Source organism: Alteriqipengyuania flavescens (genome assembly GCF_030406725.1).
GTDB lineage: Bacteria > Pseudomonadota > Alphaproteobacteria > Sphingomonadales > Sphingomonadaceae > Alteriqipengyuania_B > Alteriqipengyuania_B flavescens.
Window position 1 is genome coordinate 1,279,289 of record NZ_CP129107.1, and the last position, 25,399, is coordinate 1,304,687.

The 25,399-nt window shown below is 60.5% G+C and carries 29 protein-coding genes and 5 pseudogenes; 18 read left to right on the forward strand and 16 right to left on the reverse strand.

Going from position 1 to position 25,399, the window contains the following annotated elements; genetic code table 11:
* The first annotated feature begins 298 nt into the window (after positions 1–298).
* Genes QQW98_RS06580 through QQW98_RS06605 form a run of 6 tightly spaced genes read left to right on the forward strand, consistent with a single transcriptional unit; the run spans position 299 to position 4,520 of the window.
* Positions 299–949 carry an SRPBCC family protein gene (locus QQW98_RS06580; protein WP_290136728.1) on the forward strand — a complete coding sequence of 217 codons (651 nt, stop codon included), beginning with the start codon at positions 299–301 and terminating at the stop codon, positions 947–949.
* Positions 949–2,136 (forward strand): zinc-dependent alcohol dehydrogenase, encoded by a 1,188-nt coding sequence (locus QQW98_RS06585; protein WP_290136729.1) that lies wholly within the window; start codon positions 949–951, stop codon positions 2,134–2,136. The genes QQW98_RS06580 and QQW98_RS06585 overlap by 1 nt, the downstream gene beginning before the upstream one ends.
* On the forward strand, positions 2,133–2,945 hold the full coding sequence (locus tag QQW98_RS06590; RefSeq protein ID WP_290136730.1) for an SDR family NAD(P)-dependent oxidoreductase: 813 nt from the start codon (positions 2,133–2,135) through the stop codon (positions 2,943–2,945). Before QQW98_RS06585 ends, QQW98_RS06590 begins: the two co-directional genes overlap by 4 nt.
* A gap of 4 nt (positions 2,946–2,949) precedes the next feature.
* On the forward strand, positions 2,950–3,819 hold the full coding sequence (locus QQW98_RS06595; protein WP_290136884.1) for a glucose 1-dehydrogenase: 870 nt from the start codon (positions 2,950–2,952) through the stop codon (positions 3,817–3,819).
* A gap of 15 nt (positions 3,820–3,834) precedes the next feature.
* Entirely contained in the window at positions 3,835–4,131 is a 297-nt protein-coding gene (locus QQW98_RS06600) for a plasmid stabilization protein (RefSeq protein ID WP_290136731.1), read from the forward strand.
* Positions 4,132–4,139: 8 nt separating this feature from the next.
* On the forward strand, positions 4,140–4,520 hold the full coding sequence (locus tag QQW98_RS06605) for a hypothetical protein (protein ID WP_290136732.1): 381 nt from the start codon (positions 4,140–4,142) through the stop codon (positions 4,518–4,520).
* A gap of 79 nt (positions 4,521–4,599) precedes the next feature.
* Here the strand turns inward: QQW98_RS06605 and QQW98_RS06610 are convergent, their stop codons facing one another.
* The gene (locus tag QQW98_RS06610) at positions 4,600–5,013 is read right to left on the reverse strand and encodes a cupin (RefSeq protein ID WP_290137088.1); all 414 of its coding nucleotides are present in this window, start codon (positions 5,011–5,013) and stop codon (positions 4,600–4,602) included.
* 133 nt (positions 5,014–5,146) lie between these two features.
* On the opposite strand from QQW98_RS06610, the gene QQW98_RS06615 reads away from it, so the two are divergent.
* Entirely contained in the window at positions 5,147–6,595 is a 1,449-nt protein-coding gene (locus QQW98_RS06615; RefSeq protein WP_290136734.1) for a sensor histidine kinase, read from the forward strand.
* Here the strand turns inward: QQW98_RS06615 and QQW98_RS06620 are convergent.
* The 4 genes from QQW98_RS06620 to QQW98_RS06635 form a co-directional block, all read right to left on the reverse strand.
* Positions 6,582–6,974 carry a response regulator gene (locus tag QQW98_RS06620; protein ID WP_290136735.1) on the reverse strand — a complete coding sequence of 131 codons (393 nt, stop codon included), beginning with the start codon at positions 6,972–6,974 and terminating at the stop codon, positions 6,582–6,584. The genes QQW98_RS06615 and QQW98_RS06620 overlap by 14 nt on opposite strands.
* A gap of 69 nt (positions 6,975–7,043) precedes the next feature.
* Positions 7,044–7,820, reverse strand: coding sequence for an exodeoxyribonuclease III (xth, locus tag QQW98_RS06625; RefSeq protein ID WP_290136736.1), 777 nt, complete (start codon positions 7,818–7,820; stop codon positions 7,044–7,046).
* A gap of 19 nt (positions 7,821–7,839) precedes the next feature.
* The gene (locus QQW98_RS06630) at positions 7,840–8,019 is read right to left on the reverse strand and encodes a hypothetical protein (protein ID WP_290136737.1); all 180 of its coding nucleotides are present in this window, start codon (positions 8,017–8,019) and stop codon (positions 7,840–7,842) included.
* An 81-nt stretch (positions 8,020–8,100) separates the two neighbouring features.
* Entirely contained in the window at positions 8,101–9,180 is a 1,080-nt protein-coding gene (locus tag QQW98_RS06635) for a flavodoxin family protein (RefSeq protein WP_290136738.1), read from the reverse strand.
* A gap of 183 nt (positions 9,181–9,363) precedes the next feature.
* Here QQW98_RS06635 and QQW98_RS06640 point away from each other — a divergent pair, with 183 nt between their 5' ends.
* The 6 genes and pseudogenes from QQW98_RS06640 (at position 9,364) to QQW98_RS06665 (ending at position 14,750) form a co-directional block, all read left to right on the forward strand.
* On the forward strand, positions 9,364–11,337 hold the full coding sequence (locus QQW98_RS06640; RefSeq protein ID WP_290136739.1) for a protein-L-isoaspartate(D-aspartate) O-methyltransferase: 1,974 nt from the start codon (positions 9,364–9,366) through the stop codon (positions 11,335–11,337).
* 153 nt (positions 11,338–11,490) lie between these two features.
* Positions 11,491–11,751 (forward strand): ion channel, encoded by a 261-nt coding sequence (locus tag QQW98_RS06645; RefSeq protein ID WP_290136740.1) that lies wholly within the window; start codon positions 11,491–11,493, stop codon positions 11,749–11,751.
* A complete protein-coding gene (locus QQW98_RS06650) occupies positions 11,752–12,252 on the forward strand; it encodes a DUF305 domain-containing protein (RefSeq protein WP_290136741.1) in 501 nt (166 codons plus the stop codon).
* 570 nt (positions 12,253–12,822) lie between these two features.
* Positions 12,823–13,299: pseudogene (locus QQW98_RS06655) on the forward strand (tyrosine-type recombinase/integrase); the annotation flags it as partial.
* Between the two features lie 172 nt (positions 13,300–13,471).
* Positions 13,472–13,927 (forward strand): VOC family protein, encoded by a 456-nt coding sequence (locus QQW98_RS06660; RefSeq protein WP_290136742.1) that lies wholly within the window; start codon positions 13,472–13,474, stop codon positions 13,925–13,927.
* A 25-nt stretch (positions 13,928–13,952) separates the two neighbouring features.
* On the forward strand, positions 13,953–14,750 hold the full coding sequence (locus QQW98_RS06665) for a DUF427 domain-containing protein (RefSeq protein WP_290136743.1): 798 nt from the start codon (positions 13,953–13,955) through the stop codon (positions 14,748–14,750).
* A gap of 108 nt (positions 14,751–14,858) precedes the next feature.
* Here QQW98_RS06665 and QQW98_RS06670 read toward each other — a convergent pair whose 3' ends face one another.
* Positions 14,859–15,599 carry a ZIP family metal transporter gene (locus QQW98_RS06670; RefSeq protein ID WP_290136744.1) on the reverse strand — a complete coding sequence of 247 codons (741 nt, stop codon included), beginning with the start codon at positions 15,597–15,599 and terminating at the stop codon, positions 14,859–14,861.
* A gap of 226 nt (positions 15,600–15,825) precedes the next feature.
* On the opposite strand from QQW98_RS06670, the gene QQW98_RS06675 reads away from it, so the two are divergent.
* Complete coding sequence (locus tag QQW98_RS06675; RefSeq protein WP_290136745.1) at positions 15,826–16,092, forward strand: DUF2171 domain-containing protein; 267 nt, start codon at positions 15,826–15,828, stop codon at positions 16,090–16,092.
* Positions 16,093–16,233: 141 nt separating this feature from the next.
* Here the strand turns inward: QQW98_RS06675 and QQW98_RS06680 are convergent, their stop codons facing one another.
* The 3 genes from QQW98_RS06680 to QQW98_RS06690 form a co-directional block, all read right to left on the reverse strand.
* Positions 16,234–16,554, reverse strand: coding sequence for an MBL fold metallo-hydrolase (locus tag QQW98_RS06680; protein ID WP_290136746.1), 321 nt, complete (start codon positions 16,552–16,554; stop codon positions 16,234–16,236).
* Positions 16,555–16,755: 201 nt separating this feature from the next.
* Positions 16,756–16,983 (reverse strand): hypothetical protein, encoded by a 228-nt coding sequence (locus QQW98_RS06685; RefSeq protein WP_290137089.1) that lies wholly within the window; start codon positions 16,981–16,983, stop codon positions 16,756–16,758.
* 83 nt (positions 16,984–17,066) lie between these two features.
* The gene (locus QQW98_RS06690) at positions 17,067–17,378 is read right to left on the reverse strand and encodes a DUF2171 domain-containing protein (RefSeq protein WP_290136749.1); all 312 of its coding nucleotides are present in this window, start codon (positions 17,376–17,378) and stop codon (positions 17,067–17,069) included.
* 219 nt (positions 17,379–17,597) lie between these two features.
* Here QQW98_RS06690 and QQW98_RS06695 point away from each other — a divergent pair, with 219 nt between their 5' ends.
* Both QQW98_RS06695 and QQW98_RS06700 read left to right on the forward strand, forming a co-directional pair.
* A complete protein-coding gene (locus QQW98_RS06695; RefSeq protein WP_290136750.1) occupies positions 17,598–18,257 on the forward strand; it encodes a hypothetical protein in 660 nt (219 codons plus the stop codon).
* A 210-nt stretch (positions 18,258–18,467) separates the two neighbouring features.
* Positions 18,468–18,791: a PRC-barrel domain-containing protein gene (locus QQW98_RS06700; protein WP_290136751.1), complete on the forward strand. Its 324-nt coding sequence runs from the start codon at positions 18,468–18,470 to the stop codon at positions 18,789–18,791.
* A gap of 107 nt (positions 18,792–18,898) precedes the next feature.
* On the opposite strand, the gene QQW98_RS06705 is transcribed toward QQW98_RS06700, so the two are convergent.
* The 7 genes and pseudogenes from QQW98_RS06705 to QQW98_RS06735 all read right to left on the reverse strand — a co-directional run bounded on the left by QQW98_RS06705 (position 18,899) and on the right by QQW98_RS06735 (position 23,440).
* Positions 18,899–19,564, reverse strand: coding sequence for a protein-L-isoaspartate(D-aspartate) O-methyltransferase (locus QQW98_RS06705; protein ID WP_290136752.1), 666 nt, complete (start codon positions 19,562–19,564; stop codon positions 18,899–18,901).
* The gene (locus tag QQW98_RS06710; RefSeq protein WP_290136753.1) at positions 19,561–20,076 is read right to left on the reverse strand and encodes a 5' nucleotidase, NT5C type; all 516 of its coding nucleotides are present in this window, start codon (positions 20,074–20,076) and stop codon (positions 19,561–19,563) included. Before QQW98_RS06710 ends, QQW98_RS06705 begins: the two co-directional genes overlap by 4 nt.
* Positions 20,073–20,462 carry a hypothetical protein gene (locus tag QQW98_RS06715; protein WP_290136754.1) on the reverse strand — a complete coding sequence of 130 codons (390 nt, stop codon included), beginning with the start codon at positions 20,460–20,462 and terminating at the stop codon, positions 20,073–20,075. Before QQW98_RS06715 ends, QQW98_RS06710 begins: the two co-directional genes overlap by 4 nt.
* Positions 20,461–20,682 (reverse strand): annotated as a pseudogene (locus tag QQW98_RS06720) (plasmid stabilization protein); the annotation flags it as partial. The gene QQW98_RS06715 and the pseudogene QQW98_RS06720, both read right to left, overlap by 2 nt.
* 145 nt (positions 20,683–20,827) lie before the next feature.
* Positions 20,828–21,058: pseudogene (locus QQW98_RS06725) on the reverse strand (integrase core domain-containing protein); the annotation flags it as partial.
* A gap of 7 nt (positions 21,059–21,065) precedes the next feature.
* Positions 21,066–22,243, reverse strand: a pseudogene (locus QQW98_RS06730) (IS3 family transposase).
* A 44-nt stretch (positions 22,244–22,287) separates the two neighbouring features.
* A pseudogene (locus QQW98_RS06735) lies at positions 22,288–23,440 on the reverse strand (IS3 family transposase).
* Here QQW98_RS06735 and QQW98_RS06740 point away from each other — a divergent pair.
* Both QQW98_RS06740 and QQW98_RS06745 read left to right on the forward strand, forming a co-directional pair.
* On the forward strand, positions 23,372–24,355 hold the full coding sequence (locus QQW98_RS06740; RefSeq protein ID WP_290136756.1) for an IS110 family RNA-guided transposase: 984 nt from the start codon (positions 23,372–23,374) through the stop codon (positions 24,353–24,355). The pseudogene QQW98_RS06735 and the gene QQW98_RS06740 overlap by 69 nt on opposite strands.
* 618 nt (positions 24,356–24,973) lie before the next feature.
* Complete coding sequence (locus QQW98_RS06745) at positions 24,974–25,294, forward strand: hypothetical protein (protein WP_290136757.1); 321 nt, start codon at positions 24,974–24,976, stop codon at positions 25,292–25,294.
* Positions 25,295–25,399 lie beyond the last annotated feature (105 nt).

Sequence of the window (25,399 nt, forward strand, 5' to 3'; positions counted from 1 at the left end):
CGCGCGGACAGCCCAGTTACTTAACCATGCCTGGATTTCTTCGCATTGACCAAACCTTGGTGGTGCTGATCGCCACCTCGGTGCTTTGTATGTCATCACTATCGCGTGCCCAGTCAACCAACGCCATAGCGACTTAACGCCTCGGACCGTGAGGCGGGGTCACAAATGTGAATTCGCGACTTTTCAGAATGCTTTAGCTTCCTTGACTTCGTCCACGACGGGAATGCTCGATTGGAACGAACGCGATCCGCCGAGCGTCTGGTTTCATGTGGGCGCTCGGATGCAGGATGAATTACGAATGGAACGCGAAACTAGAAACCGGTTCGGCGGACTGCTGGCAGCCGCAGGGGTGACTCTTTCGGCAGGGCTGGTGGCAAGTTTCCTCGCGCGGCGGCGGGCTTGGCACGGCGATGACGCGCCCGGGTATACGCAGCCGCGCTCGTTCGGGGATTACGATGTGACCGGACGATCGGTCACCATTCGCGAGCCGCGGCAGAAACTCTACGAGTTCTGGCGCGACTTCGCCAACCTCCCGCGCTTCATGGAAAACCTGGAGGAGGTCCGCCAGCAAGGCGATGACGGGGATTCGGTGTGGGTCATCAAGGCCCCCGCCGGCCGGTCCGTGGAGGTCGAGACCAAGATTGCGCGGGAAGAGCCGGGCGAACTCATCGCCTGGCGGTCGGTCGAAGGATCGGATATCGATACGGAAGGGCGGGTGACGTTCGAGGACGCGCCCGGCGAGCGGGGTACGCGGGTCAAGCTGATCATCGCCTACAAGCCTCCGGCGGGCGAAGTTGGCAAGCGGGTCGCCAAGCTGTTCCAGCGCGAGCCGGCGATCCAGGCGCGGCACGACCTGAAGCGGTTCAAGATGCTGATGGAAACCGGCGAGATCGCGACATCGGCGCGCACCGCCGACCAGACGCGGGCTGCCCAACAGGAGAATGGATGATGCGCGCGCTGACCTGGCACGGCACCCGTGACGTTCGCGTCGAGACGGTCGACGATCCCGAGATCATCAACCCGCGCGATGCGATCGTGAAGATCACCAGCACCGCGATTTGCGGCAGCGACTTGCACCTTTACGACGGCGTCATCCCCGGGGTGAAGCCGGGCGATGTGCTCGGCCACGAATTCATGGGCGAGGTGGTCGACACGGGCAGGGATTCGACCCTCAAGAAAGGGCAGCGGGTGGTGGTGCCGTTTACCATCGCCTGTGGCGGTTGCTTTCACTGCAAGAGCCAGCAGTACTCGGCCTGCGACAATTCCAATCCCGTCGAGAAGCAGGACATGTCGGCCACGCTCTACGGCCAGCCGATGAGCGGATTGTTCGGCTATTCGCACCTGACCGGCGGCTATTCGGGCGGTCAGGCCGAGTATGTGCGCGTGCCTTTCTCCGATGTCGGGCCAATCGTCGTTCCCGATCACCTCGAGGACGAGAAGGTCCTGTTCCTGTCCGACATCTTGCCGACCGGCTGGATGGCAGCGGAGAACGCCGACATCCAGCCTGACGATACGGTCGCGGTGTGGGGCTGCGGCCCGGTCGGTCTGTTCGCGATCCAGTCCGCAATCGTGATGGGCGCCGCGCGGGTGATCGGGATCGATCACTATCCGCACCGACTCGAACTGGCGCGCAAGCTGGGCGCGGATATCGTCAATTTCCGCGAAACCGACGTTCGCGAGGCGCTGCTGGAGATGTCGGGCGGGATCGGCGTCGACGCGGTGATCGATGCCGTCGGCATGGAATCGCACGGTTTCGCGATCGACAACATGCTCGATGTGGCAAAGCAGAAGGTCGGCATCGGTGCCGATCGCGCGAGCGCTTTGAAGCAGGCGATTCTAGCGGTGCGGTTCGGCGGCAAGGTCTCGATACCGGGCGTCTACGGCGGGATGACCGACAAGTGGCCGCTGGGCGCGATGATGGAAAAGGGCCTGCAGATCCGCGGCGGCCAGACACATGTCCAGAAATATACGAAGGACCTTCTGGCGAAGATCGAGGACGGTACTCTCGATACGACCTTCCTTATCAGCCACCGCCTGCCGCTCGAAGACGCGCCGCGCGGATATCATTGCTTCAAGGAAGAACAAGACAGCTGGACCAAGGTGGTCCTCAAACCCGGAATGGAGACCACGGCATGAGCAAGAACGAAATCGACAGACTGTCGGGCTTCGCGATCGTCACCGGTGCTTCGAGCGGTATCGGGCTCGAACTCGCCAAGCTTGCGGCGAAGGACGGGTGCTCGCTGCTCCTCGTCGCCGACCGCGATCTTGCTGCAGCGACCGACGCGGTGCGCGAATGCGGTGCGAAGAATGTCGAAACGCTAGAAGCCGATCTTGCGACCCGTGACGGGATCGACAGCGTGATGGCGAGGATAGGCGATCGCCCCGTCGACGTGCTCTTGGCGAACGCCGGACACGGCCAGGGCGGGGCGTTCCTGGACCAAGACTGGAACGACATCGCCCACGTGATCGACACCAACATCAAGGGCGCCGTTTCGCTGATCCACAAGGTCGGACAGCGGATGCGTGCGCGCAATGCTGGCCGTATCCTCGTAACCGGCTCGATCGCCGGTCACCTACCCGGGGCGTTCCAGCTGGTCTACAATTCGACCAAGGCCTTCATCGACGATTTCTGCGTGGGCCTGCACAACGAGCTCATGGAAACCGACGTCGTCGTCACCTGCCTGTTGCCGGGCGTCACCGACACGCAATTTTTCAAGCGCGCCGGCATGGAAGATACCAAGGCAGGCCAGTCCGATAGCAAGGCCGACCCCGCCAAGGTCGCAAAGGACGGATACGACGCGCTGCTCGAGGGGGACACGCAGGTCGTCAGCGGGTTCATGAACAAGGTGCAGACCATGTTCGCCGATATCCTGCCCGACGACCTGGTCGCGCAGATGCATCGCCGCCTTGCCAAACCGAAACACCGCGAAACCGAGGACGCATGACGTGATGACCGATCCCGACGAGAACCGCCCCGAGCCGCCATACCCCGATCAGCAGCAGGATGTGCCGGGCACGACGCGCGACATGGATCCGATGCCCGATCACGGCGAGGACAGTTACCAGGGTAGCGATCGCCTTGCCGGCAAGGTGGCCGTCATCACGGGGGGCGATAGCGGCATCGGTCGCGCGGTCGCGATCGCTTTCGCTCGCGAAGGGGCCGACATGCTGATCTCATATTTGTGCGAGGACGACGATGCGCGCGTCACGGCCGCATTAGTGGAGAAGGCGGGCCGCCGCTGCGAGCTCGTTGCGGGGGATATCAGCAATGCGTCGCATTGCCGCAAGGTGGTCGAGCACGCAGTCGAGGCGTTCGGACGTATCGATATTCTCGTCAACAACGCGGCGCACCAAATGTCCTTCGAGAAGCTGGAGGACATTCCCGACGTCGAGTGGGACAAGACCTTCGCGACCAACATCCATGCGATGTTCTACCTTGCCAAGGCGGCGCTCCCCCACATGCGCGAAGGGGCCTCGATCATCAACACGGCCTCGATCAATTCGGACAAACCCAATCCGACCCTGCTTCCCTATGCGACCACCAAAGGCGCAATCCAGAACTTCACCGCCGGGCTGGCGCAGTTGTTGGCGGACAAGAAGATCCGTGTGAACTGTGTGGCGCCCGGCCCCGTGTGGACGCCGCTTATCCCCGCGACGATGCCGTCCGAGGACGTGAAAAAGTTCGGCAAGGACTATCCGCTCGGCCGTGCCGCCCAACCCGCAGAACTTGCCCCGCCCTACGTAATGCTCGCCAGCGACGAGGCGAGCTACATCTCGGGTGCGACGATAGCGGTCACCGGCGGCAAGCCCATGATCTGAAAAAGGAGAGCGACGATGGCGAAGGGTGACAAGGACAAGTATACCGATAAGCAGAAGCGCAAGGCCGAGCATATCGAGGAGGGCTACGAGAAGCGGGGCGTGTCGAAAAAGGAAGCGGAAAAGCGTGCCTGGGCCACGGTCAACAAGGAAAGCGGCGGGGGCAACAAGTCCGGCTCCGGCCGAGGGAAGAAGGACACGCACGAAAGCTCGCGCAAAGGCGGAAAAAACAGCGGGTCGGGGCAGAGTTCCGAGAAGCGCTCGCAAGCCGCGAAGAAGGGTTGGGAAACCCGCCGCAAGAACGACAACGCCTAGACCAGGCGATGGCGACAATTGGCTGGCGTCTCCCGCGCGACGAGCGTGAACGACTTCTTGCGCGCTTCCCGCCGGTGTGGCCCGACATTATTGCCGATCATGTGACTCTGGATGCGGACGCTTCGGCGGAGAGGGCGCTATCAGAAACGCGGGCCGGCGAGGTGGTCGGTCACGTGAACGATGGCGAGGGGCTACAGGCGCTGGTCGTCGCGATCGACGGCACCCCGCGGCGACCTGACGGCAGTACCTATCACATTACGTGGTCGCTCGACCGGGAGCGCGGACGCGAAGCCAAGGACAGCAACGCGGTCCTAGCAAACCGTGATTGGGACAAGCTCGACCTTCCTTTCCGGATTGATCTCGTTCCGGCAAGGCTCGACAAGGATTGATGGGTCCGCGCCAGGTTCAGCCCATGACGGGGTCGCGCCCGGGATAGGGCAGCGTTCGGATGCGTTCGTGTGCTTCGGGCTACGGCGCGGTGCAACAGATATCCCATTCTTGGCCTGCGGGATATGCGCCCACGACCAGGAAATCTTCGGTCGAGTGGATCCGCCGATGGCCCGTCCCTGCAGGAAGGACGAGTGCATTACCCGCCGAGACGTCCATCCTCCGCCCTCTAGGCCCGCCCAGTTCCAGCACCGCGTGACCCGCGGCCACACCCAGGGCTTCGTGCGCTGTCGAATGGTAGTGATGATAATCGTAGACCGTATCACGCCAGTCGGGTGGCCAGCCATGGCGCCCGAAACGCCTCTCGAAGGCCCGGGCAATCTCGTCGCAGTCTCCGCGTTCCACCGCGCGATACACAATCACCGGCAGTTGCGAATTGTTCGGCACCCACCCGTTTGCTGCAAGCATGAAGCATTCGCTGGTCATCGTCCCCATTCCGTTCCTGATGAGCCGTCGCGTGGATCGAAAAAGATCGCGTCCCAGAGGCTGCGCCCACCCCGTTTCGATCTGACCTGCTACCGGTCAGGAATCTCTAGGCAATTTTGTCGCGACGTAATATCCGATCCCGATGAGTGATACCAATTTCTTTAAGGGAATTTGGCAGGGTCGGATTGAATCGCCGGATTTCTTGCCACCGCTTCCCGGCGAGCCCAGCGACGAGGATTTCCGTTGCTTCGCCGCTAGCCTGCCCACTCTCTGCTGGATGGCGCGCGGGGATGGCTACATCGTATGGTACAACCAGCGCTGGTACGACTACACCGGCACCACACCGCAGGAAATGGAGGGTTGGGGCTGGGAAAAGGTCCACGATCCCGCGGTATTGAATGATGTAAAGGTACGATGGCAGCGGTCTATCAATGAGGCCGAACCGTTCGAGATGGTCTTTCCCCTTCGCGGTGCCGATGGCGTTTTTCGACCGTTCCTCACACGCATTTCGCCGGTTACCGATCCATCGGGCAAAGTCGTTCGCTGGTTCGGGGTCAACACCGAAATCGGTGCTCAGATGCGCGCCGAAACACAGCGCGACGAAAGCCGTGCAGAATACAAGGTGCTGACCAATGCGATGCCGCAGATGGTTTGGTCGACCCGCCCTGATGGTTACCACGATTTTTACAACGACAAGTGGTACGAATTTACCGGCGTGCCCCAGGGCTCGACCGACGGGGAAGCGTGGAAAGGGTTGTTCCACCCTGATGATCAGGAGCGAGCCTGGACTGCTTGGCGCCACAGTCTGGCGACCGGCGACCCATACGAGATCGAGTATCGGTTACGTGATCGCCACGGTGCCTATCGCTGGGTGCTCGGCCGAGCGTCACCGGTTTACGACAACGACGGATCGATCCGGCGCTGGATCGGCACATGTACCGACATTCACGAAGCGAAGCAGGTCTCCGAGCACAACGAGGTGCTCAGCCGCGAGCTCGCGCATCGGATCAAAAACATCTTCGCGATCATAGCGGGCCTGATCGGCCTGTCGGCGCGCAACGAGCCCTCGGCGAGGGCCTTTGCGAGACAATTGAGCCAGCGGATCGTGTCGCTCGGCCGCGCGCACGATTTCGCGCGCCCGCACAGCGATCGTTCGCGGCCCGGTGTCGGCGACATCACCTTGCACGGTCTGCTCGAGAGCCTGCTCGAACCCTATCAGAACCCGGAAGGCACACGCATCCGGGCAACCGGGGACGATGTGGCCGTGGACGACCGCGGTGCGACGCCGCTGGCACTACTGATCCACGAACTCGCCACGAATGCGTCGAAATACGGCGCGCTCTCGCATCCGGATGGATTTGTCGAACTGCGGTTGTCGTTCGCGAACGAGCATCTTAAGATCGAGTGGCGGGAGGTCGGTGGGCCGCCGGTGGAAGCTCAACCCGAAAGCACCGGCTTTGGAAGTCAACTGGTTAAAATGAGCGTGGAGCAGCAGCTTTTCGGTTCAATCGCCCATCACTGGAAGCATGATGGTCTGATCGTCGAGGTCACACTGCCCGAAGGAAGCTTGGTGCGTACTATAACGGCATAAGCGCTGAGGGCGGTCCGCCGCCAGCCTCGCCCGACCGAAGCGCTTTAACGTAGCCCAGTACGCGCTCAACGCAGCTGTCGTCACATGGCTTGGCCATTTTGCCGACCGCGCCGGGTATAGGGGGAACTATGTCGTGTGGGTTGCCGGTGAGAAATATCACCGCCGTACCGACACTGCCGAACGAATGACCTATATCCTGTCCGGTCGGGCCGTCGCGCAGATTGAGATCTACCAGCGCGATGTCGGGTTGCTTCTCAATCAAGCCTTTGGCCTGGTTGGCATCGACCGCGATGCCGACCGGTTCGTACCCGAGGTCTTCCAACATAGCTTCAAGGTGAGCGGCGACCAGTATTTCGTCTTCTACGATGGCAACGCGCATGAAACTCGCATTCGATGTTCGATCCAAAACCCTAAAATACGCCCCAGCAGCTTCCGTTCCGTCACAACCTCACGCACCGGCTAGTTCGATCCACACCGGAGCGTGGTCGCTGGTTTTTTCCCAGCCCCGCGGTTCCCGGTCCACCCCGGCGGCCTTCAGCCGCTTCGCCGCCACGCGATTGAGCAGGATATGATCGATCCGCAGCCCGGCATTGCGTTCGAACGCCCCGCGCCAATATTTCCAGAAGGTGTAGATCGTCTTGTCGGGGTGCAGATGCCGGATTGCGTCGGTCCAACCCTGATCGAGCAATCTGGAATAGGCATCCCGGACCTCGGGCGCGAAGAGCGCATCGTCGAGCCAGCGTTCGGGCTTGTAGACGTCTCTTTCTGTCGGCATCACGTTGTAATCGCCTGCGATCACCACCGGTGCATCGAGCGCGGCCAACGTCGCGAGATGGTCCTGCAACCGGGCGAACCAGCGCAGCTTGTAGTCGAACTTGGGGCCGGGGCGCGGATTGCCATTGGGCAGGTAGAGGCAGGCGATCAGCACCCCGCCCACCGCCGCCTCGATGTAGCGGCTGTGGCTGTCGTCGGGATCCCCGGGAAGGCCCCGCCGGGTCTCGTGGATCGTGCCCGCCCTGCTCAGGATCGCGACGCCGTTCCAGCTCTTCTGACCGTGCCAGACCGCCTCGTAGCCCAATTCGCCCAGGGGAGCGGCAGGAAACCGATCGTCGGGCGTCTTCAGCTCCTGCAAGCAGACGATGTCGGGTCGCGACGTGTCGAGCCATCGCGTTAGCACCGGCAGGCGGGCATTTGCACCGTTGACGTTATAAGTGGCGATCCGCACCCCTTGGTTCCAAACGTGGTCAGCGCTTCTTCTGGTCGCCGCGATCGCCCTGGCCCGACTTTACCGTCGTTTTCGCCTTCGTCCGCCGATCGACGGCGAGCGATTTGCCGACATCGTCCGACTCCTTGAACTTGCCGTCCTTGTCACGTCGCGCGTATCGTTTGTCGGTCCCGGTATCGATCAGTTCGCGTTTCGCCATGGTGAAATCTCCTTCGGTAGAAAAATGCGCGATGCATGGCGCAGTTTCCTGTCGAAGCGAAAAATCGGCCTCGTGCGAAAGCTATTTCTTGCGCGGTGGCTCGAGATCGACCCCAGGATTGACGATCTTTCCTTCGCGCTTGGCAACGACCGCTCGCGCCAGCGTGCGCGCGGCGTTTCGTACTTCTTCCTGGACGGCCTCGTCCGCGTCCAGCTCGCGATGGCTGGTGGCATAGGGTTCCCAGTACCCTATGTAGCGATCGATGTGCGCGGTCGGACCCGCCGGCTCCAGCTTGATCGAGCTCAGCCAGTCGGCGAGGGCGCGGCGCACGTTCTCGGCACCTTCGGTATCGCCGTGCACTACCACGGAGAACAGTCGCCCATCGAGGTGGCGGGGATAGGACCAGTCGTCGAGTTCGAGTTTCTTGGCCTTCTTCGCATCCTTGCCCTGTGTGCTTGTCGGATCCGGATTGCCGCCATCGGCGCAGACCAGCCGGTCCATCATCAGCTTGAGGGGGCTGGTCGGCGAATACCAGTGGACGGCCGTGATCAGCATCACCCCGTCCGCGTGCACCCACATCGGGTAGATTTCGCTCATCCAGTCCTGCGTCTGGCCCAGGCCGTGATTGGGATAACAGCTGCACGGCCAGTGACAGAGCGCCGCGGCCGTCGAAAAACAGGCCTTGCAGGGATGAATTTTGCGGCCGTACTCGGAGGCGAGCCGGGCAAGGTCGAGCACATCGACCTTCGTGCCTTCCTCGGAGCATGCTTCCTGCGCGAGTTCGAGCAGCCGCCAGGACTTCGACATCTCTCCGGGACAGGTATGCTCGCTCCGCGGCGAGGCGTTGACGATGAGGATGCGCGGCCGCCCTTCGATGTGGTCATGTTGCTCCTGCGCGCGGTTGACCTCCTCGCGGGCAGCGATCCAGTCGACCGAGAGGTCGTAAGCGGGATCGGCATACTCTGTTCCACCCTTGCGGGTCACCGGTGCCTTGCGCTCGTCGGAGTACGCTTCCCAAGCAATTCCTGCGATCCGATCAAGTTCGCCACGCATGTCGTCGAACGCCGGGTCGACGAACTGCTCGAGGTAGCGGCTGCGAAATTCGCCCTCGTCGAGTTTGGGTGAGGGCATTCCCTTCCGGGGGTCGGGGACATCGGCCATATGCATGCACTTCCGGCAGAATATCGACGGCAAGCGGACGTGTCACGGGTCGCGGTGCGACGCAAGGGTTCGGCAATACGCCCATAGTTTCCCCGCTCTTGCGGGAGAGGAAGCGGTGCTCGCGCGTACTTCTAGGAGACCTTGGGCAAGCGGGGGCCAAGCGCGAACAAAGGAGTGACCGGGATGAGCAAGGCACGATCGGATGATCGACATCGCATGGTCGAGCGGCAGATCGCTGCCCGGGGCATCGACGACGAAGAAATCCTCGCGGCGTTTCGCGAAGTTCCGCGCGAGGCGTTCGTCGATGAGGGGATGGCTGAGTTCGCTTACGAGGACACTGCGCTCCCGATCGCGGCCGGACAGACGATCAGTCAGCCTTACATCGTCGCCTGCATGATCGACGCGGCGGGCGTGGGCTCCGGCGACAGGGTCCTCGAAGTGGGGGCCGGATCCGGGTACGCCGCAGCGGTGCTCTCGCGGATCGGGAGCAAGGTCTACGCCATCGAGCGCCACGACGTGCTCGCGCGGGAGGCCGCGGACCGGATTGCGAAGCTTGGCTACGATAACTGCCGCCTCGTCACGGGCGACGGGACCAACGGCCTGGCGGACTTCGCCCCCTACGACGCGATCCTCGTTGCGGCGCGACGCGAGGACATACCCGACGCGCTGAAGCGCCAGCTTAAGGTAGGGGGCAGGCTTGTAATCCCGGTAGGCGCAGACGACGTGCAGCAACTGCGCGTCATCGAGCGGACCGGAGAGGCGAGCTGGGAAGCCCACGACATCATGCCCGTGCGGTTCGTGCCTTTGCTGAACGGGATCGAGCCCGAGGATGGTTCGCGCGCGGCCAGCAATCACCGCGGGCGCCATCCGAACTCCCTCGCAGAGGCGATCGCCGCGGCCTGTCAGTCGTTGCCGGAGATCGACGATCCTGAATTCGCCGTCGCCTTCGATCGCTTTGCCGATCGGCGCGTGGTCATGCTGGGCGAGTGCAGTCACGGTACCCACGAGTTCTACGCCGCCCGCGCGGCGATCACCCGCCGCCTGGTCGAGCGCCACGGATACACCATTGTCGCGGTCGAGGGCGACTGGCCCGATGCGGCCATCTACAACCAACACATACAGGGAACGCCGGCGAAGGACGGCGGCACTGCGCCATTCCAGCGGTTTCCGACCTGGATGTGGCGCAACACGGTCATGCCGAGGTTTCTCGCAACGCTGCGCGGCATCAACGCCGAACGCGATGCCGATTCCCGGGTCGGCTTCTACGGGCTGGACATCTATAACATGTCCGGGTCGATCGAGGCCGTTCTCGCATACCTGGACGAGACCGATCCCGAGGCTGCGCAAATGGCCCGAGCGCGATACGGGTGTCTCTCGCCCTGGCAGTCCGATCCCGCGACTTACGGGCGGGCCGCGCTGCGCAAGGGCTATGCCGAGTGCGAGGATGCGGTCGTCGAACAATGCCGCGAGCTTCTCGACCGGGCGCTGGACAGCGATGGCGAGAGCTTTTCCGCTGCGATGAACGCGCGACTCGTTGCCTCGGCCGAGCGCTACTATCGCGTAATGTATTACGGCGGCGCGGAGAGCTGGAACCTGCGCGACAGCCACATGACCGATACGCTAGAACATCTGCTCGAACAGGGCGGCGCGGGAAGCAAGGCGATCGTCTGGGCGCATAACAGCCATATCGGCGATGCGCGCGCGACCGACATGGGCGCGGTTCGCGGCGAACACAACATCGGCCAGCTGGCTCGCGAGCGCTGGGGCGAGGAGAACGTCGCGCTGGTCGGCTTCGGCACGCATACCGGCACGGTCAGCGCGGCGACCGACTGGGACGGCGAGCGCGAAATCAAGCGGGTAAATCCGTCGCGCCACGACAGCTACGAGAGGCTTTGCCATGACAGCCGCGTGGACCGGTTCTTGCTCGATCTGCGGAAGGATGGAATGGTGACCCGGCGACTGCTTGAACCGTGCCTGGAGCGGTTTATCGGCGTGATCTACCGCCCGGAAACGGAGCGGTGGAGCCACTACAGCGAGGTGGTCCTGCCGCGCCAGTTCGATGCTTATGTCTGGTTCGACGAAACCTCCGCGCTACAGCCACTCGACCCGCACGAAACGCATAGCGGCGTACCTGACACTTTCCCTTATGGAGAATAGGCTTGTTCGCTCTTTTCGAAATAGCTCTCTTTTTTGGGGCGACTAACCTTGCACTTGGCCATGCTGCGATGCGCGAAGAGGATTTTACCGCCGGGGCTCTTGCCGACCGGTCCAAGAGTAACGGGCGGATCATTGCTCGTTCCTATCAGCCACATGATGTTAGCCGTTGTTTTCGCGGCCGGTTTTGCATGGGCCGCCTCGCTCGGTCTTGGCGGCTTCGCCAAGGAACCGGCCATGTCGCCCAGGGATTACTATTACTTCGCCCTGCTTACCGTGAGGACGGTGGGCCTGAGTGACCTATATCCAACCGATCACCTCGGGGTGAGCACGATCATCGCGTCGCTGATGGTCTTCATCATGATCAGCTGCACAGCCGGGTACGGGTACAAGAAAATGAGCCCAAAGGAGGATTGAATGGCCGACGACTACAACACGGATCACCAGCACGGTGGTGGAGGCAACTACTGGCGCTTCATGGCGATGGTGGCGACCTCCACCTTCATGTCGGGCATGTACAAGGACAAGACGAAGAACCTCATCATACTGGGCGTCGGCGCGCTGGTGTTCGCGGTGGCTCTCTGGCTGGTTCGCAGCCAGGCGACCGTCAACGACGAGGAATACATGTCGGCGATGATCCCGCACCACTCCATCGCCGTCCTCACGAGCAGCCGCGCCGAGATCACCGACCCGCGTGTACGTGAGCTTGCCGATTCCATCATCGAGGCGCAGGTCAAGGAAATCGCCGAAATGAAGCTGCTGATCGAGGATATCGAGCAGAACGGCGAGATGGGCGACGGCACGCCTCTACCCGCGCGGACGACCGATCTGACACCGAAACTGCTGCAGGAAGCCGAAAAGGCGATCGAGCGGCCTATCAGCCCCGAGGTGCGCGACGAGGTTAAGACGCGCGAATAGATGCTCCGGCCAGTTTTATCCAGCAATTCAGGGAAATGTGAATTTGCGGGATGAAAACGTGATCGGATGGCTTTGCGGAGATGGATCGCTAGCCGTTTTTGCGGACTTGCATCGACGATGCCAATGCTAAATAATCGCATATTCTGAGTCCTCAAAAAGGCATCGAACCAATGCATTAGACCGCTTTTGAGGGCCTTTTGAGGGCTTTTTGGAGACGACCGAATTCATAGCTATCTGATAAGACGTAGGAAATTAGTTCGAATGTGATGCCTCTTCTGGGCACCATTTGTTCTTCTCACGTTCTCCCAAATGATCTATAAAACCCGCAGAAATCCTAGGGATTTGGCCCTTGGATCGTTCCGGATCGTCCCGCCTGTTCTCGGGGGTTCCAGACACTTTTGTGGGCCTTTTGAGGCCGTTTCGCAAAGGCCCAGATGAAAAGGCCCCCACATGCCGCTGACAGATACTCGCCTCCGCGCTCTCAAGCCCAAGGATAAGCCGTACAAGGTAACCGATGAGCGCGGCCTATATGTTGAGGTCACGCCGACCGGTAGCTAGCTTTGGCGATTCCGATACCGGATCGGCGGAGCGCAAAAGAAGCTATGCATCGGCAGCTATCCCGAGATCAGCCTCAAGCAAGCGCGAGACGTGGCCTACGAGGCACGACGAGCTGTTGCTTCTGGCGGCGACCCGGCCTTTGAGAAGCGGAAGCGGAAAATCCGCGCCGAGTTCCTTTCCGCACAGACGTTCGAGGCAGTCGCACGTGAGTATATTGAGCAGATGATGGTCCAGAATGGCCGCGCCGATGGCACGATCGTCAAGGCCAATTATTTCCTCGACAAGCTTGCGCCTGCCATCGGGAACCGACCCATCCACGAGATGGAGCCGTTCGAAGTCCTGGCTCCTCTCAAACGACTGGAAGCCACGGGTAAGCACGAGACTGCGAAGAAATGCCGCTCGTTCGCAGGCCGCGTGTTTGGCTACGGTGTCGCTACCACCCGCTGCAAATCCGATCCGACAATATTCGCCGTTGACGACGACTATTGAGAATTGCCATCCTCCGTCCAGACAATTCCGGCGTCGTATAACCTGTTCTCCCCCTCAACATGATGATCGATCCAGCGCATCCGGTTGCGCCACGATTTTCAACGGCGGGATAATTTTCCGGAACTTCCCGCGCCCCGCTTCGTGCTAATTACGGAAGCAGGAGAATGAGGCGATGAACGATACGGATCTGCCCAGCCTGGTCGGCATCAATCATGTCGCGCTAGAAGTGCGCGACATCGACGAGGCGCTCGATTTTCTCGGCAGGATCTTCGCTTTCGAGTTTCGCGGTCGCGGCGAAGACCGTGCTTTCGTCGACATGGGCGACCAGTTCCTCGCGCTGATGGAGGGGCGCGAGCAGGGCGCGGACACGACGCGGCATTTCGGCCTCGTGGTCGACGATCGCTCGCGCGTTCGCGACCTCGCCGAGGCTTCCGGCGCGATAATCCTCGAAGGCCCGTTCCTCGATTTTGTCGATCCATCGGGCAACCGCATCCAGGTCGTCGAATATCGCGACCTCCAGTTCCTGAAGGACAAGGGGGTGCAGGAGGCGATGGGGTTCGATCTGAACAAGAGCGGGGATGCAATGGCCGAACTGGAAGACAAGGGCATCGATCCGGGCAGGATCTGACGCGCGAAAGGACAGGAGCAGACACATGGCCCTCACTCTCGGCACCGGGCCCTTCGGCAAACAGGCCGCCGGCACGTTCAATTTCGAGCGGCCGGACGGCACAGTCATCTACTGGGAGGACAGCCCCAAGCGCTTCCGCTTCGAGATCGGCGGCCGCACCGTCGCCGACAGCCGCGGCGTGAAGCTGCTGCATGAGACCGGACACCTCATGCAGCTCTACTTCCCGCGCGAGGATGTGAAGATGGACCTGCTGAAAACGTCCGGGAAGACGACGCAGTGCCCGCACAAGGGCGATGCGAGCTATTATTCCATGGCCGGTAGCGCCGTCGATAATGTCGCCTGGTCCTACGAGGAACCGCTCGCGCACGCGCCGCCGATGAAGGACTATCTGGCTTTCGATCTCGAGAAGGTCGGAGACTGGTTCGAGGAGGAAGAGCGCGGCTACGCGCATCCGCGCGATCCCTATCACCGCGTCGACGTGGCCATGGCCTCGCGCCACGTGGTCGCGCGCGTCGGCCGCAAGATCGTCGCCGAGACCAGGCGGCCGGCGATGCTGTTCGAGACGAGCCTCCCGCCCCGCTACTATTTTTCGCCGGACGATGTGCGCAGCGACCATCTGGAAAAGAGCGAAACCGTGACCGACTGCCCCTACAAGGGCCCGGCGCAGCATTGGCATGCCGAGGCGGGCGGCGAGCGCATAGAGGATGCCGCGTGGAGTCTCGCGGACCTCATCGGTGACGCCACGAAGATCGTGGGATGGTTCTGCTTCTATCCCGGCAAGGTCGAAACCGAGGTCGACGGCGAAATACTCGCCGATCAATGATTGCGATTGAAGTATCCCACACGCCTGCAGACCAAACCAGGGCTGCACCTGAGACGAAAATCAGTACTAGAACGAACAGGCTCAGACTTGTGAAATCCGGCACCTTTTTCACGCTTCGAGGTAGGAGGACATCAATAGCAGCAGGACGAAACCGACGGCGAAGGCAGGGCTTGAGAGCTTTCGCGACGCTCCCGGTGCGTCCGCTTCCGGAACCAGATCCTCGATCGTCGCGGTCAGCAGCAGGCCGGCGAACAGCGCGAGCACGAAACCGGTCAAGGCATCGCTCGCACCGTCGAGGATGAGAAACCCGCCGACGCCGCCTGCGACCGGGGCGAGCGGATAGGAGCAGGCCGCGATCAACCGCTTGCGCCGCGAAATTCCGGCCTCGCGAAACCCCGCCGTAATCGCGAACCCTCCCGGCAGGTTTCCGAACACCTGCGATGCGCCCAGCAGGACGCCGAGATTAGCCGCGACGGCCCCGCCTCCGCCTGTCATCAACCCATCGCTGAACAAATCGATGATGATGGCGGTGTAGGCGCCCCAGAGGACCTCGCTTCCCTCGCCCTTGCCCTTTCTCAGGCGTCGCGAAAGGCTCACCAGAACCACGGAAAGCAAAGCTCCACCGATGATCGCCAGGGCGAGCAGCCAGGTTTCACCGCGCTCCTGTGCGCGGGGAACGAGCTCGACCGCAGCGACGCCGGTGGCTATTCCGGCTGCCATATGCAGCGCCGTGCCGGTCAGCCAGGCGGACGGCTTGCGCCATTCGGCGAGGGCAACTCCAAGAATGCTGCCAAGCGCCGGGAGCAGCGTGAGAAGCACTACGTCGACGAGATCGAAGGTGTCGTCCATCAGGAGTTCGGAGGATCGATTGTCGAGACAAGGGTTTCAAGCAAATAATCCCCCTCGAAGGCAATTGCTTCAAAACAAGGCCAAACACCGGCTAGGGATAACGGCAGCCGCATGCCTCCGCCGAGCCAGAAGCACAGGAAATGCCTCCGATACGGCCTTGATCTCAAAGTCCGTGCAACCAATCTACGCCAGATGCGTTGCATCTCATACCAGCAGGAGAAAACGCATGACCGATCTCAGCCAGATCAGGGAACATATGGAAATCATCGGAGCGGACGGCGTCCATCTCGGGACGGTCGACCGCGTGGAAGGCGATCGCATCAAGATGACCAAGGCCGACAGCGGCTCGCATGGCGATCACCATCACTTCATTCCGGGTGGCCTTGTGAGCGGCGTCGAGAACAACCAGGTGCGCCTTTCGGCATCGGGAGCGTCGGCGGCGCTGCTCGAGGAAGAAAAAGACGGCGCGCCGCTGGCCGACAAGCGTTCGTGATGTCCGGCAGTCCGTGAAATGTGAACACGCGGGACGTTTCCAGAGTTAGTGGGCATTCTTCGGTGCCGGAATCGCGGTTATTCGAGCTATCCTGACGTGATCACACCATGAACATTGCGAATGCTTGCGCAAATTATCAAGCTATCGGGACTTGGCTTTCTTGGCTTCGACATTTTCCGGTACGACGGCGGAAAAAGCAGCTTCGACTTCGGCGAGAAGCTCGTGTTCCTCTGCTTTATATCTTGGTGAAAAGTGGAAGGGCTCCACCCTCTTGGCGCCACACTGCCGCGCGATCTCGCCAACGGCGCGTGTGGTCAGATGCGTGCGCTCGAAAGCCCGGTCCGCATCGATGGCGGCAAAGGACGCTTCGATAAACACGATATCGGCCCCTGCGAAGAGCGCGGCGAGAGCATTCCGATTACTGGCATTGTCGCGAAGATCCGTCGCATAACCGATTTTCATGCCAGGCGCCTCTCGGACCAGATCACGAAACTCTCCCAGCGGCGTAACTTCGCCAGTCGGAAGGGCGATGGGAGTTTCATAAGGATGACACCGAATGCATCCGTCCATAAATAGCGCAGCCCGTTCGGCCAGATTTTTTCCGCTCGCATCGAGTTCAGCTTTTGCAGGACATATTCGACGTCGCGCAGGGGCATGATCGACCTAGCGGTTCGTCCGCCCCTGATGCGTATCCTTGACCCGGCCCTGGCTGTCGGGGTCGTTTTCCACATCGCCCTCGACCGTGTTCTCGCCCTCCGCAAAGTCGAGATCGCCACCCATCGCATAGGCCCCCTTCGACTGTCCGATACCGGGATTGCTGCGCAGATCCTGATCCTCCTTTTTGGAATCGCGGGCCGCCTCGGCTATTTCCTTGCGTCGTTGATCGGACATCGCCGTTCTCCTCTTCACATCGAATGCTGAATTGCCGTTTGTCAGTTCGACGAACGGGCCACGCCAATGTTCCGCCTTCGCAGTCACGGAGAACAAGGAAGCGAACGCAATTGGTTTGATCGGATCGAACTTACCGCTTGTCCGAAATTAGGCTCGCTGCCTTTCTCTTCTTCCAGCAAAGCCGCCGAAGCGCCTGTCGCAGACACGTGAAACTTATCTACCTCGACCGAAGCTACGAGCCCGACAGATATGTAATGGTGTTGATCGCCATGCGAGCCGCTATCGGCTCCGATCATCTTGATCCGGTTACCCTCGAACCTGTCGACAGTGCCCAGATGAACACCATCCGCTCCGACGAATTCCATATGCTCTTCGATTTTGTCCTGACGAGACATTCTTCGCCTGCTTACTAATGCAGCTTCAACACCAACGCATCCTGTTTTGAGAAGGATGCTAAAAATCGAATCGACTGGCCTCGGTGCGCATTATACGCAGACACGCATTTGCCGAAGATCGCATTTCCTGCACCTCTGGTCGCAATGGCGAATGCAGCACGGAAACGTCCCCGCAGCATCGCGTTCTAACCATTAGTCTTTCGGAAGAGGAGAAAGCCAATGGCACAGCGAAACGATTATACGAACAGAAACCGCGGTGGTGGTCGCGGTTTCGATGACGACCAGTCCGGCGGCCGAGACCGCTGGGGCGAGGGTCGAAACGATGACTATGAGTATGGCGCGCGCCGTCAGGATTACGGCGAGCGAAACTATCGGTCGGATCGCAATTACGAGTCAGGATATGGTCGCGGCGAAGACGACTACGGCCGGGGCCAAGACGATTACGGTCGCGGGCAAGACGACTATCAGCGCGGCTACAGCCAACGTGGCTACGGTGGACGCGGATATGGCAGTCGTTTCGACCGCGAGGGCGATTTAGGCACTACCCGTTACGGGAATGCGGATCGCTATGAACGCGGAAATTACGGTGGCCAGCGCTTTCAAGACGAAAACCGATATGGCCAAGGACGTGAAAGCTACGGTTCGGGCCAATACAACGACGACCATTATCACGATCTACGCGAGCGCCACATGCGCGAGTTCGACCGCGATTACGGGGAATATCGGCGCGACCGTCAGGAACGGATGGGCCAGGATTTCGATGAATGGCGACGCGGTCGCACCTCGAGTGGCGAGAATCGAAACACATCCGCATCCGGGTCTTCCGCGACCGAAAAAGCCGACAACAAAAGCGGCTCGGGTAAATCAACCAATACCTAAGCCATAATAAAGCGTAGCGCCGCGAAATGGCGCTGCGCTTTGCCAATGATTACGAGGAGCAATCCAGTGGCAAATTATCGCAATGACTATACGACTTCGAGGCGGAATAGCCGCCGCACATGGCAAGACGATGATCGAGGCGGCCGTTCCGGACGTGGCGGCTACCGCTCCGAACGCGACAACTGGGGCCGCAATGATTCATCCAGTCGATTGATCGCTTCGGATCGCGTCGAAGGCACGGCGGTCTACGACCGGCGAGGCAACCGGCTTGGCACGATCGAGAATTTCATGGTCGGCAAACGCAGCGGCCGGGTGGAATACGCCGTCCTGTCCTTTGGTGGGTTCCTCGGAATGGGGCAGCGGCATTACCCCCTTCCCTGGGACCAGCTCGATTACGACGAAAGCATGAACGGTTACGTCGTCGATATCACCGAAGATGATCTCGACAGAGCGCCAAGTCACAGGGCCGGCGATGAAATCGACTACGAGCGCGGTTATGGTGCCGATGTGCGGGGCTATTACGGCGGCTATTAGGCTCGCAGCCTTGCGCTTGGCGCACAGCAATCGATAACGATGGAACCGGACCGTTTTTCGGTCCGGTTCTTCTATGTAAGCTTAGCACAATCTAAAGCATCAAATCATTATGTCTTCTGCGCAAGGCCTTCGGCGACTACGCCGTCCAGCAAGGGGACGAAGCGAACAGGCGTTATGTCGCGGTCTGTCCAGCTATCCTCGCCGGTGCGAACTATGGCCTGGAGTTGCTGGATTTTTTCCTCGCCTACCGGGATTACCAGACGACCGCCAATCTTCAGCTGCGATTTAAGCGCGTTCGGCACCTCGTCGGTCCTCGCCGCCACAAGAATGGCATCGAACGGGGCCTGGTCCGGGAGACCCTTCAACCCGTCACCTGCGATAACGTGGCAGTTATCGTAGCCGAGCTTTGTCATGCGTTTCATCGCTTGTCGCGCTAGCACTTCGTGCCGCTCGATGGCATGGACCTCGCTTGCGATACGCGAAAGAACAGCCGCAGCATATCCTGAGCCTGCTCCAACCTCGAGAACCGTGTCTTCGGCCTTAACCTGCGCCGCAGCGATCATGCATGCGACGATATAGGGCTGACTTATCGTCTGGCCCGAGGGGATCGGCAGGGCCGAATCCTCGTAAGCATAAGCCTCCATCTCCGGATCCACGAAGCTTTCCCGGGGCACCTCGCGGAATGCCGATAAAATTGCTTCGTCCTTTATGCCCCGCGCCGCGATCTGTCGCTCGACCATTCGCTCGCGTTCGGCTTGTCTCGATTCGGTCATGCGTCAGTCTCTCCAATAGCTGCTCTATCGGCTGGATCTTCTTGGTCCAGCAAGCCCATCTGGCTTAGCTTCTCGATCGATCGGTCGGCTGTTACATGGTGAACGAACGTGCCACCCATGTCCTCCCACAGATGTCTGTGCCACAAAGTATCGTCGACGAGCACGTCGCCGGGCTTCCCATGCCGCCGCTTGTCCCGCGCCATGCAGGTTATGATGTGAGTGCCCGGAAAATGGTTGGCGGCCCAGCGCACCTTCTGGGCCTCGGCCCAGCCGCCTCTCGGGCAACCGGTAAGAATGACCGGATCGAGATGACGCACGGCATCGAACAGCTTGCGAGCATCGGGCAGTAGCGGAAGCGCGGCGTAGAATTCCGGATGGCGCGCAAGGCGCGACCAGAACGCCGACAGACCGTGACGCTTTTCGAACTGGCGAGGTGGCATACCGAGGATTGCCTCGGCTGCGCGATCGAAGTCGGCAAGCACGCCATCGCAATCGAGGAAGAGCTGGTTCACGGCCATCGTGCCGGAATAAGCCTGATCTGAACAGGGGAGTTGATCTCTTCCCATCCCTGATCCGCCAGAACGTCGTTGCTATCCTTCGGTTCGCGTCCCTGTGCACGATCAATGGACCATGTTATATGATAAATGCTTCCATCGGGACGGTCGGTACTTCCATCGATAGCGACAACCAGTGCTTGAAGCCCGTTCCTGTCATTCACATGGCCGACGACTTCTCCGAAGTCAGCGTCGGGAAGGGCGGCGTCTTTGGTCGCCGAAGGATCGAGAGTAACGTGATCGGCAATGATGTCGGGCCAGACCGGCGGAAAGCGTTTGAGCAGCGCCGCTCGATCGTCGCGGTCGAGCTTCCATCCTGTTACGCGTATTGAGGCATCAGTCACTGCTGCTTTTCTTGCCGCCCTTGCGCGAACTTTCGCGCATGTCCTTTTTTCCGCGACCCGAGCCCGATTTGTTGCCGCCGCCAGACTCCTTGTTCACGGTCGCCCATGCACGGCGTTCGGCCTCATCCGAACTGACACCCTGCTCCTTGTATCCTTCCTCGATATGTCCGGCTTTGCGCTTCTGCTTGTCGGTGTATTTGTCTTTATCGCCCTTCGCCATTGCACATCTCCTTTTGCATGGCTCGCATTCCGATTGCCCGACTGTGCCTCCGCGTGGCTTCGGTCCAGACGGAGGCAAACTTGTTGGACTGAGTAAGGTGATGCAAGCTCAGATGACGTGACCCCCAGCTTTCCCCCAGCTGGGATTAGAGCCGGGCGGTTGTTTTGCGCATAAGCGCGGTTGAAGCAATGGGCTGCGTAGCGGAGCCCGTAGGGCGTAGCGAAGCAGGCCATTGCTTATCCAGTTCAGCGGCGAACGCCGCCGGTGTGTCGTAGTCGAGGGAGGAGTGCGGTCGCTCCCGATTGTAGTCATCCACCCAGGCCGCAATCTCGACACGGGCATGGGCCAGGCTCATGAACAGCGTCTCGTTGAGAAGTGCACTGCTACCCAACGTCGGACCACTTAGGTCTGGAGTTTTCCGCCTTTCTCATTTCCGGTGGGCTGGATGCACCGGCTGAGTTTGCCAGCATTATCGGGGGGATATTCCCGATCGCGCTGTGCGGTCGCTCTTCGTTGTAGTGTCTACGCCAGGCCTCCAGTTTTTCGCAAGCATCTTGCAGCGACAGGAACCAATGAGCGTTCAGGCATTCGCTGCGCAGCTTGCTGTTGAACGCTTCGATAAAGGCATTGTCCGTGGGCTTGCCAGGGCGGGAGAAGTCCAGGATCACACCGCGTTGGTAAGCCCACAGATCCATGTCCCGAGAGATAAACTCACTGCCATTGTCCACCCTGATCGTCTTCGGATAGCCGATCTTCCTGCATGCCTGATCCAGCGTGGCGACCACGTCCTCACCGCGATAGCTGAACCGGGGATCGATCACCGGCGATAGCCGGGAGAACGTATCCACCACCGTCAGGATCCGCAGCTTGCGACCAGTCGCCAGCTCATCGTGCACGAAGTCCATTGCCCAGACATCGTTCGGTCGGACCGCCGGCGCACGATCCTCTCGCAGCTTCGCCTTCACTCGCCGCTTGGGCGTCTTGTTGCGCAGCTGCAGGCCCAACTCCCTGTAAAGCCTGTAGACCTTCTTCAGGTTCACATGCCAACCGTCCCGACGCAGGATGTAATACACACGCCGATAACCATAGCGGACATGGGTCTCGCAGATCTCCTTGATGCGCTTCTTCAGAAAGGCCGGATCGGTTCGGCGGGACTGGTAGTGATAGGTCGACCGATCAAACTGCAAGGCAGAACATGCCCTACGGATCGTCACCTGCCAGTCCTGCCGAACAGCGTCGATAATCTCGCGCTTCCGATCCGGCCTTAGAGCGTTGGCCGCGCTTCGCTTGGCCGTCTGCGACTCCGTTTGATGACATCCTGCAGCATCTCGCGGTCCAGCGTCAGGTCAGCGACGATCCGCTTCAGTCGGCCGTTCTCATCTTCCAGATCACGCAGACGTCGCATCTCCGACGGCATCAGCCCCGCGTATTTCTTCTTCCAGTTGAAGTAAGTCGCCTGGCTGATACCTGCCTTACGGCACACCTCCGCCACCGGCGTCCCTTCTTCACCCTGCTTGATAACGAACGCCTTCTGCGCGTCCGTGAACTTCGATGCCTTCATGCCGTAACTCCTCGCCCAGCCAAGGATACATACGGCGGAAAACTCTAGCTCGAAACGGTCCAGTTTTCAGGTGGCAGAGCAGTTTTGCGCATAAGCGCGGTTGAAGCAATGGGCTGCGTAGCGGAGCCCGTAGGGCGTAGCGAAGCAGGCCATTGCTTATCCAGTTCAGCGGCGAACGCCGCCGGTGTGTCGTAGTCGAGGGAGGAGTGCGGTCGCTCCCGATTGTAGTCATCCACCCAGGCCGCAATCTCGACACGGGCATGGGCCAGGCTCATGAACAGCGTCTCGTTGAGAAGCTCGTCGCGCATGCGACCGTTGGAAGCGCAGCTGGCCGAAGGCCTACCTCTCGACGTAACCGTTCTGCATTGGCCTTCCGGGCGCGATGTAATGCCACTCCACGCCGACCTCGCCGCACTATGCCAGCACCGCATTGCTGGTGAGCTCGGTGCCATTGTCGCTGACGATCATGCCTGGCTTGTCACGCCGTTCGATCAGCGCAGTCACCTCGCGCACGACACGGCGCCCGGAGATCGACGTATCCGGCACCGCTGCCAGGCACTCCCGGGTCACGTCATCGAGCACGTTGAGCACCCGGAACCGTCTGCCCGAGGCCATCTGGTCGTGAACAAAGTCCAGGCTCCAGCGCTGGTTCGGCAAGGCGAGAACCGGAGCAGGTGCCCTTGTGCCAACAGCACGCCTGCGACTTCGTCGTCGCCTGACCGCCAGCCCTTCTTCCCTGTAGATCCTCTGGGTCTTCTTGCGGTTGATCATGATTCCCTCCCGGCGCAGCAGGATGTGCAGACGGCGATAGCCGAACCGGCGACGCTGGTTGGCCAGCTCGCGCAGCTTCTCACGCAGACCGGCATCGTCGTCCCGGGTGGAACGGTAACGCACGCTCTTGCGATCGGCATCGATGACACGGCACGCCCGCCGTTCGCTCATCCCGTGGCACGCCTGGAGATGAGCGACAGCTTCCCGCTTTGCGACGGGCGTCAGAACTAATGAGATGACCCACCCTGTCCTACCACGCATGTTCTGCGGACCGAGAAGGAGGTAATGATGAGCATACGCAACCAACCAAGAGATGCAGCCGTGTTCGGCGTCGACATTGGCAAGACGATCTTTCACGTGGTCGGCCTTGATGCTGCCCACGCGCCGATCCAGAAGGCTACGTTCAGGCGAGAGACCTTGCTGCAGTTCTTCGAGCGCGCTTCCCCAGTGCTGGTCGGGATGGAAGCGTGCCCGGGCTCGCAGTGGCTGGCGCGCAAGCTGCAGGCGATGGGGCATACGGTCCGTATCGTGCCGGCACAGTTCGTGAAGCCTTTCGTGAAGTCGAACAAGAACGATATCATCGATGCAGAGGCCATCGCAGAAGCCGTGACCAGGCCGACCATGCGCTTCGTCGAGATTCGGACTCCTGAGCAGATCGACCTGCAAGCGCTCCACCGGGTTCGAGACCGGATGATCGCCCATCGAACGAGGCTGATCAGCCAGATGCGCGCTTTCTGCCTCGAGTATGGCATCGCGATCCATCAGGGGGCGGGCAAGTTCAAGGCCGAGATAACACGCGTGCTGGCAGATGAGACCAACGAGCTTACTCCTTCGATGCGCCGCATCCTGACAGAGGTTCACGGCGAGATGATGGAGCTCGAACAGCGCATCGCGACGATGAACCACGAGATCGAAGACATCGCAGCACGCAGCGATACCGCACGGCGCCTGATGACAGTGCCGGGCATCGGCCCGCTTGCCTCGACCGCTTTATTGGCGGCAGCCGGTTCCGGGCACCAGTTCGCCAAGGCTCGTGATCTTGCTGCCTGGCTCGGCTTGGTGCCGCGCGAACACTCGACCGGCGGGAAGACCAAGCTGCTCGGCATCAGCAAGCGCGGCAACAAGTATCTGCGAAGGATGATCGTCCATGGCGCTCGATCCTGCGTCACGCATCTTGACCGCAGCCGGGACCGACTGGGACCATGGCTCGATGGACTTGAGAGTCGGATGCACAAAAACAAGGTCACGGTTGCCTTGGCAGCCAAGATCGCTCGCATCGTCTGGGTGATCCTGACCAAGCCGGGTGCTACCTACGAGCGGCGCGTTCCAGCGTTCGGCTGAACGAAGCCGCCACCAACTGCGAGGTTCGTGAGAGTGATGACGAGACAGTGGACCAGCGCATCGTAAGCCCCTGCAAAAAAGCGGGCAGAAAGCCCGAAGCATTTATCTGCGAACGAGGCGCGCGGATCTCATCAAGGCCTGGCCGCAACAGCGGCCCACTTGCGAGAGGCCGGATACATTTGTGCAGACTGGCACCGTCAACACCAATCGACCCTTGCATGGACAGGGCGGGTCATACATTGGACATTTCCGGTTGGGATATACAAGCTCATGCCGGTGACTATGAAAAAGCTGTCCGTCATGTGCGAAGCTGGCTCATCGCTCAGGCTGGAGCTACCGCGATCGGGTCAGCAAAAATTTAAGGGAAGTATATCGCATTTCAAGAATGGTACTGGGAACGAGAGTTGGCGGCAGGATCTTCCGAAGAAGATATTCAAGAATATCCAACGGCTGAGCTCATTCGCGCAATGCACGAATGGAAGGACGCTGGAGAACCTGTTTAGGCGGCTTTTGGGCCGGTTGCTGACTGTCTGCTTCTAAGCTCGAGGCCCTTGATAAGCAGACATTCATTCACCTGTTCGGTCGAGCTGCCGTAGCCGATTGGGTTGTCAGCGAGGCTTGAAACTTACTGTTGGCAGCCGTTCACTTGGCCTGAACGCGCGGACCTCGACACCCTCGTCTATCATCACACCAATATTGGCGGTGCATGAAGGTATCCTCTTTGCATTCTTTGCCAAGCCGTTTGACAACATTACCAGAACGATTCGAGAAGGACTGCACGAGTGGTCAAGCTACGAAGGTATTTATAAGGCGGTGGAAATGAAGCACAAACAGCCCAGCAAGACCGAACGCAGGGTGATGACGGGTCTTGCGGTGTTGGGCGGTCTGATAATCTTCACGCTTTTGGGCTGGCCGCTGGTCAACCTGCTCGTCCGTTGAAATCCTTGGTCAAAACGTCACGACCCGCAATCGAACAAGCAGCCTTCTGACTAGGCTGACGGTCAGGCGAAGCACCATTGGCTGTGCTTGTCGCGGGATGCTTTC

Excerpts from the sequence above, each read along its gene's own strand:
- QQW98_RS06615 (WP_290136734.1), top strand. The coding sequence starts at position 5,147 with ATGAGTGATACCAATTTCTTTAAGGGAATTTGGCAGGGTCGGATTGAA.
- QQW98_RS06675 (WP_290136745.1), top strand. The coding sequence starts at position 15,826 with ATGACCGATCTCAGCCAGATCAGGGAACATATGGAAATCATCGGAGCG.
- QQW98_RS06705 (WP_290136752.1), bottom strand. The coding sequence starts at position 19,564 with ATGACCGAATCGAGACAAGCCGAACGCGAGCGAATGGTCGAGCGACAG.
- QQW98_RS06680 (WP_290136746.1), bottom strand. The coding sequence starts at position 16,554 with ATGAAAATCGGTTATGCGACGGATCTTCGCGACAATGCCAGTAATCGG.
- QQW98_RS06660 (WP_290136742.1), top strand. The coding sequence starts at position 13,472 with ATGAACGATACGGATCTGCCCAGCCTGGTCGGCATCAATCATGTCGCG.
- QQW98_RS06595 (WP_290136884.1), top strand. The coding sequence starts at position 2,950 with ATGACCGATCCCGACGAGAACCGCCCCGAGCCGCCATACCCCGATCAG.
- QQW98_RS06645 (WP_290136740.1), top strand. The coding sequence starts at position 11,491 with ATGATGTTAGCCGTTGTTTTCGCGGCCGGTTTTGCATGGGCCGCCTCG.
- QQW98_RS06610 (WP_290137088.1), bottom strand. The coding sequence starts at position 5,013 with ATGGGGACGATGACCAGCGAATGCTTCATGCTTGCAGCAAACGGGTGG.
- QQW98_RS06650 (WP_290136741.1), top strand. The coding sequence starts at position 11,752 with ATGGCCGACGACTACAACACGGATCACCAGCACGGTGGTGGAGGCAAC.
- QQW98_RS06670 (WP_290136744.1), bottom strand. The coding sequence starts at position 15,599 with ATGGACGACACCTTCGATCTCGTCGACGTAGTGCTTCTCACGCTGCTC.
- QQW98_RS06630 (WP_290136737.1), bottom strand. The coding sequence starts at position 8,019 with ATGGCGAAACGCGAACTGATCGATACCGGGACCGACAAACGATACGCG.
- QQW98_RS06600 (WP_290136731.1), top strand. The coding sequence starts at position 3,835 with ATGGCGAAGGGTGACAAGGACAAGTATACCGATAAGCAGAAGCGCAAG.
- QQW98_RS06605 (WP_290136732.1), top strand. The coding sequence starts at position 4,140 with ATGGCGACAATTGGCTGGCGTCTCCCGCGCGACGAGCGTGAACGACTT.
- QQW98_RS06665 (WP_290136743.1), top strand. The coding sequence starts at position 13,953 with ATGGCCCTCACTCTCGGCACCGGGCCCTTCGGCAAACAGGCCGCCGGC.
- QQW98_RS06690 (WP_290136749.1), bottom strand. The coding sequence starts at position 17,378 with ATGTCTCGTCAGGACAAAATCGAAGAGCATATGGAATTCGTCGGAGCG.
- QQW98_RS06685 (WP_290137089.1), bottom strand. The coding sequence starts at position 16,983 with ATGTCCGATCAACGACGCAAGGAAATAGCCGAGGCGGCCCGCGATTCC.
- QQW98_RS06640 (WP_290136739.1), top strand. The coding sequence starts at position 9,364 with ATGAGCAAGGCACGATCGGATGATCGACATCGCATGGTCGAGCGGCAG.
- QQW98_RS06580 (WP_290136728.1), top strand. The coding sequence starts at position 299 with ATGGAACGCGAAACTAGAAACCGGTTCGGCGGACTGCTGGCAGCCGCA.
- QQW98_RS06635 (WP_290136738.1), bottom strand. The coding sequence starts at position 9,180 with ATGGCCGATGTCCCCGACCCCCGGAAGGGAATGCCCTCACCCAAACTC.
- QQW98_RS06695 (WP_290136750.1), top strand. The coding sequence starts at position 17,598 with ATGGCACAGCGAAACGATTATACGAACAGAAACCGCGGTGGTGGTCGC.
- QQW98_RS06590 (WP_290136730.1), top strand. The coding sequence starts at position 2,133 with ATGAGCAAGAACGAAATCGACAGACTGTCGGGCTTCGCGATCGTCACC.
- QQW98_RS06620 (WP_290136735.1), bottom strand. The coding sequence starts at position 6,974 with ATGCGCGTTGCCATCGTAGAAGACGAAATACTGGTCGCCGCTCACCTT.
- QQW98_RS06585 (WP_290136729.1), top strand. The coding sequence starts at position 949 with ATGCGCGCGCTGACCTGGCACGGCACCCGTGACGTTCGCGTCGAGACG.